General features: G+C 71.2%; 4 protein-coding genes. 2 read left to right on the forward strand and 2 right to left on the reverse strand.

Going from position 1 to position 5,289, the window contains the following annotated elements; translation table 11 throughout:
• Nucleotides 1-154 precede the first annotated feature (154 nt).
• Nucleotides 155-934: a DUF4230 domain-containing protein gene (locus ACFWE2_RS24285; RefSeq protein ID WP_377226777.1), complete on the forward strand. Its 780-nt coding sequence runs from the start codon at nucleotides 155-157 to the stop codon at nucleotides 932-934.
• A gap of 63 nt (nucleotides 935-997) precedes the next feature.
• Nucleotides 998-1,987: a hypothetical protein gene (locus ACFWE2_RS24290; RefSeq protein WP_377226778.1), complete on the forward strand. Its 990-nt coding sequence runs from the start codon at nucleotides 998-1,000 to the stop codon at nucleotides 1,985-1,987.
• A gap of 81 nt (nucleotides 1,988-2,068) precedes the next feature.
• Here ACFWE2_RS24290 and ACFWE2_RS24295 read toward each other — a convergent pair whose 3' ends face one another.
• Both ACFWE2_RS24295 and ACFWE2_RS24300 read right to left on the reverse strand, forming a co-directional pair.
• A complete protein-coding gene (locus ACFWE2_RS24295) occupies nucleotides 2,069-4,021 on the reverse strand; it encodes a glycoside hydrolase family 48 protein (protein WP_377226779.1) in 1,953 nt (650 codons plus the stop codon).
• A gap of 223 nt (nucleotides 4,022-4,244) precedes the next feature.
• Nucleotides 4,245-5,168, reverse strand: a complete 924-nt coding sequence (locus ACFWE2_RS24300) for a heme A synthase (RefSeq protein ID WP_377226780.1) — start codon at nucleotides 5,166-5,168, stop codon at nucleotides 4,245-4,247.
• Nucleotides 5,169-5,289 lie beyond the last annotated feature (121 nt).

Below are 5,289 nucleotides of genomic sequence, written 5' to 3' on the forward strand. Positions count from 1 at the left end.
CCCTGAGATCGGTCAATCAAACGACCGATCTCAGGGCAACCGACCGAAGCCGTCGGCGCGGACGCGCAACGCCCACCCGGCGAGTGTCGGTGTCTGGCGCTAGCGTGTGACTCCACGGGATATTCGGACATATCTCCCTAAGGGGGCGGTTGTGATGACCGACGCCGACACCAAGCAGGTGCACGCACAGGGGCGGCCGCCGGAGCCGCCGTCGGGCACGGGCACCACCAGGCCTGAACCGCCGGCCGGGCCCGCGCGCCGCCGCATGCCGTCATGGCTCGCCGGCGGCATCGGGTTCCTCGTGGGCCTCGCGCTCGCCGCCGGGGCGGTCCTCGGCGTGCTGTCGGCACTGCGCGACGACTTCCGCGACGCCTTCTGGCGGGTGCTCGTCGAGGGGCTGAACCCGTTCACGACGAGCCAGGTCGACCGCTCCGAGCGTCCGGTCCTGCTCAGCATGAAGGACCTCGCGCGGTTCGTGGCGGGCGAGGCGCAGTACGAGGTCCTCGTCGACCTGGAGCGCGACGTCAGGTACGTGCCCGGCTGGGTGGCGGGGGAGCGCACCGTGCTCGTGGTGAACGGCTCGGTCGAGGCGTACGTGGACTTCGAGGGCCTCACCGAGGACGCCATAACGATCTCGGACGACGGCACGACGGTGTCGGTCACCCTGCCCGAACCGGAGCTCGCCGAGCCGCGCATCGACCTGGACTCCAGCCGCGCCCTGACGGAGGACCGCGGCCTGGTCGACCGCGTGGGTGACTTCTTCGACACCGACACCGACGCGCGTCAGGAGGCGCTCGCCGCGGCGCAGGACCAGATAACGGCCGCGGCCGAGGAGTCGGACCTGGACGAACGCGCCCGGGCGAACACGGTGAAGACCCTTGAGGTGATGTTGTCCGCGTCCGGGTTCGACCAGGTAGTGGTCGAGTTCCGGTAAGTCCGGGAGGTCGCTTACCGGGACTGTCATAACGACGTCACCGGGCTGCGCTATTCTCCCCGCGTGACCAGCGAACCCGACATGCTTCCCAACGTATCGTCCCTTCCGGCGTGGCTCGTTCCGTCCGTCTACCTCAACTGGTCCGAGGACTGGCTGGGCGAGGCGGTCGCCATCGCGAGCCGTAGCCACGAGCACCGTCTGCCCGGTGGCGCGGACGGCCCCCAGCGCGGCGACGTCGTCGTCACCGTCGTGGGCTCCGAGCCGGGCATCGTCGCCGCGGTCGAGCTCATGGGCACCAGCCAGGGCGAGGACTGGGTCAGCGACGAGGTGTTCGGCCCGGACAAGCCCGTCGTCTGGGACGACCTCTTCAACGGCGCCGCGGCCTACGCGCGGTCGTCCGGCTGGCTGCCCCAGGAGCACGCCCGCCTGGTGCTCGACGGCATCGCCCACCAGTACAAGCACGGCGCCACCGGCACGCTCGACGCGGGCAACTGCGAGACCGACGAGCTGTCGCCGAACCTGCACGTCCTGCGCCTGCTCGGGCACAAGCAGGTGGCGGGCACCGACCTGCGCCGCGAGGAGCGCTGCGCCTCGTGCGAGCGGTTCGTCGACGTCATGCAGCTGCGGCCGCACGACGACGGTGCCCACCTCGGCGAGACCGGCGAGCGCCCCCTCGCGGAGCTCATCGAGCAGACCTTCCTGGTGTGCGGCCCGTGCCACGCGCTGCTCCACCCGCACGCGGTGCTGTCGCAGCGCGCGCAGATGCGTCCGTCGTGCCCGTCGTGCGGTCAGCGCGGCGCCACCAAGCGCATCGTGTGGGGCCAGGCCATCCACGACAACATGAAGCTCGAGCCGGACGTCGTGTACGGCGGTTTCGACACCCCCGTGCCGACGCCCGACTGGTACTGCCCCGAGTGCTACGCGAACTTCTCGTCGGGTGCCGTGGCGCAGCGCGCGCTGGGCGACCTGCCGGAGGCCGCGCCGGTGCCTGTCTCCGTCGGCGCCGTCGGCACGCCCCCCAACGGCGAGGACCTCTGGGTCCCGGAGGTCTGACCCGTCCTGAACGCTGCCCCGAGGTAGAGCGCCTGTCCTGGTTCCGCACGGATCGACCCGTACGGAACCGGGACAGGCGCTCTACCTCGCGGTCCTGGGTGCGCCCAGCAGGCGCTCGTACTCGGCCATGGCCGTTGCGACGGCGGTCTGGGCCCAGAACCGGTGGTAGGTGAACCGCGGGACGTCGCCGCCGTCCAGGTACTGCTTGACCTCTTGAAACATCGGGTCGTCCGCGTAGAACGACCGGAGGTCGAGGAACGAGACGCCGGACGAGACCTTGTCGCCGTTCGGGTTGGTGCCCGTCCAGCCGCCCGGCACGTAGACGCCGTTCCCGCCGGGCTGGTACTCGTCGTCGAACCGCGCGAAGTCGGCACGGGCCTCGACGGTGCCGATGCCCTTCTCGTCGCTGTTCTGCTCCCACATGGCGTCGAGCAGCGCCTTGGCGGTGTCGGCCGCCTGCTGGTCGCCCGAGGCCGCGGCGTAGTAGATGAGCGTGCGGGTGATGGCGCCGGCCACGCCGACGTCCTGCCCGTGCGAGACGACGTCGACGTGCAGGCCCGCGTTGGCGCCCGGGTCGGCCGGGTCCCAGGTGTTCGGGGCGCCGCTCCACGTGAGCTCGGACGGCACCTGCCACGAGTCGGCGGTCACGGTGACCTCGTCGAGCACCCAGGGCACCCATCTGTCGAGGATGGCCCGCGCGCGCTCGTCGCCCGTCTGGTGGTAGAGCTGCGCGATCCGCTCGACCCCACGCCCCTGCATGCCGAACCACTGGTTCGACGGCGGGTCGTGGTAGACGGGCGCCTCGTCGTACACCATCTCGTAGAACGTGGGCGTGCCCGCGGGGTGCGAGCCGTAGGCGCCGTCCACGCTGTTGGTGGCGCCGCCCGCGATGCCGCCCTCGGCCGACTGCAACCACCGGCAGAACTCGAGCTGCCGGTCCAAACTCGTCGACCAGTCGTCCCTGGCGGTGGGGGAGGCCGGCACGAGGTCGGCGTCGGTGGACAGGGCGTAGGCCGCGAGCGGGTTCTGGTAGCCGAAGTGCGCGTGCGACGAGCCGATGCGCCAGGCCCACGGGCCGCTCGTGTCCAGGGCGCCGCCCCAGGCGTAGTACCAGGACAGCAGGTAGTGCGCGGAGCTGCGCCCGGAGCCCGCCCCGCGCCCCGCCGACTCGCAGCCGATCTCCTTGAAGTACTTGTCGAACAGGGAGTAGCGCAGGTAGTCGCCCATCCTGGAGGCCTTGCTCACGGTGCCGGAGATCTCGCTGCCGGCGCCCTGCTCGTCCGCGAACTGCTTGGCCCAGTACACGGCCTCGACGGCGCGGGCGTCGGCGTCCGGTGCGTTCGTGTACTTCCACTGGCGGGCGTAGCTCGCGTCGCCCGTGAACAGGTCGAGATAGCCGTTCGGGCCGCCGTAGGAGAAGTCGTCGATGGCAGGCTGGGGGATCGTCTCCCAGACCGACTCCTGCGGGCCGCGCTGGAACGTGTTGATGTACGACGTGCCCTCGTAGTCCGGCCCCAGGAGCTGGGAGGAACCGGGGGCCGCGCCGAAGCCGTACACGTTGTCGACGTCGGCCAGCCAGTGCATGCCGTAGATCTCGCTGGTGCCGTAGGTCCGGCGGAGCTCCGCGCCGATCGGGTCCTGGCCCACCGCGACGCCGGAGTCCAGCCGCGACGGGTAGGCGCTCGGGTGGTTGTGCTCCGGGGCGTAGGTGGCCGGCGACGCCGGGTCGTACGCGCCGTTGGTCGGTTGGTTCTCCTGGGTGGGGATCATGTACGCCTCGAGCGTGTCCCAGGCGTGGTTGAGCGGCTCCCAGTCGCCGGTGATCTGGCCGTAGGAGGCCTCGAGCCACAGCCAGAAGCTGTACGCCTCCGACGTCGTCTCGTGGCCGTAGTCCGGGGCCTCCACCAGGAGGGTCTCGGCCGAGTGGTAGGGGATGCCCTGCGCGGAGAAGTAGCCGTTGGCGGGGTCGTGCAGCTTCGCGTACATCGCCAGGAACCGGTCGGCGTACTTCCCGGTGGCCGCACGAGGGTTCATGGCGTCGCCTCCGATGCGTGCGTCGTCGAACGGCGCCCGCGGCGCGAGCGTTCTACCGACGGTCCGTGCGCAGGTCGGCGGGGGCAACCGACTTAACTGATTCACACCGGCGGACGACGCCGGGCCGGCGCCGCGAGGCTGCGCCCGAGGTCGGCAACTTTGCATGAGGTCGGCAGTCGGCATCGGTGCAGTGCTCAGCGAGCTGCCGACCTCAGGGCAGCGTTCAGCGCACCCGCGTCGTGAGCACGACCCGCGTGGTGCCCGCGATCAGCACCGCCGCGCCGATCATGTGCAGCCCCACCAGCAGCTCGGGCAGGTCGGTGAAGTACTGCACGTACCCGATGAGGCCCTGCGCCAGCGTGATCCCGAGCAGGATGAGGGCGGCGCGGCGCACCGCCGTCGGCCCGCTGCGCACGGACACCAGGTAGGCGACCAGGACCGCGAGGAACGCCCACACCGCCGCGGCGTGCCACTTGGTCAGCAGCGCCGGGTCGACGGCGATGCGGTAGCCCACCTCGGCGTCGCCGCTGTGCGGGCCTGCGCCCGTTGTCAGGACGCCGAGCACGACGACGACGGCGGTCAGCCCGGCCAGCGTCCAGGCCAGGGCGCGCACGCGCGGCCCGACCACCAGGGTCGGGGCGCTGTCGCCCTCGCCGTGCCGGTGCAGCACGTACAGCGAAGCGGCCACGAGGCCGGCCGAGACGCCGAAGTGCAGCGAGACCCAGCCGGGGTGCAGGTGCAGGAGCACCACGACGCCGCCGATCAGGGCCTGCATCAGCACGCCGACGATCGGCACCAGGCCGAGCACGCGGTAGGACGCGGAGCGCTTGAGGTCTGTGCAGACCGCGACCGCGAGCAGCACCGCGATGACGCCCAGCACGCCGGTCAGCGTGCGGTTCCCGAACTCTATGTACGGGTGCAGGGTCGTGGCCTCGTGGAACACCGGGGTGAAGCTTCCGGGTTCGCACTGCGGCCAGGTGGAGCAGCCGAGGCCCGACTCGGTCAGGCGCACGGCGCCGCCGGTCCCGATGATGCCGATCTGGCCCACCAGGTTCGCGACGAGGATCGCGCGGGTCCAGTGGCGGAAGCGATCGACACGTCCGGCGAGCGCGGCGAACCAGGAGGTGGGGGCGGCGGTTGCGGTCACGGCACCACGCTAGTGCCCGACGACGCCGTCGCCTCCCGTGCGCGTACCGGTCGAGCTGTGATTCTTACCCGACGACCTGTCAGGTACGCCACAGCGGAAGTGGGCGCGGACGTGTCAGACC

The organism is Promicromonospora sp. NPDC060271, from assembly GCF_042726755.1.
Classification (GTDB): Bacteria; Actinomycetota; Actinomycetes; order Actinomycetales; family Cellulomonadaceae; genus Promicromonospora.

What these genes read in the sequence shown, in the direction of transcription:
- ACFWE2_RS24295 (WP_377226779.1), bottom strand. Translation starts at nt 4,021, where the DNA reads ATGAACCCTCGTGCGGCCACCGGGAAGTACGCCGACCGGTTCCTGGCG.
- ACFWE2_RS24285 (WP_377226777.1), top strand. Translation starts at nt 155, where the DNA reads ATGACCGACGCCGACACCAAGCAGGTGCACGCACAGGGGCGGCCGCCG.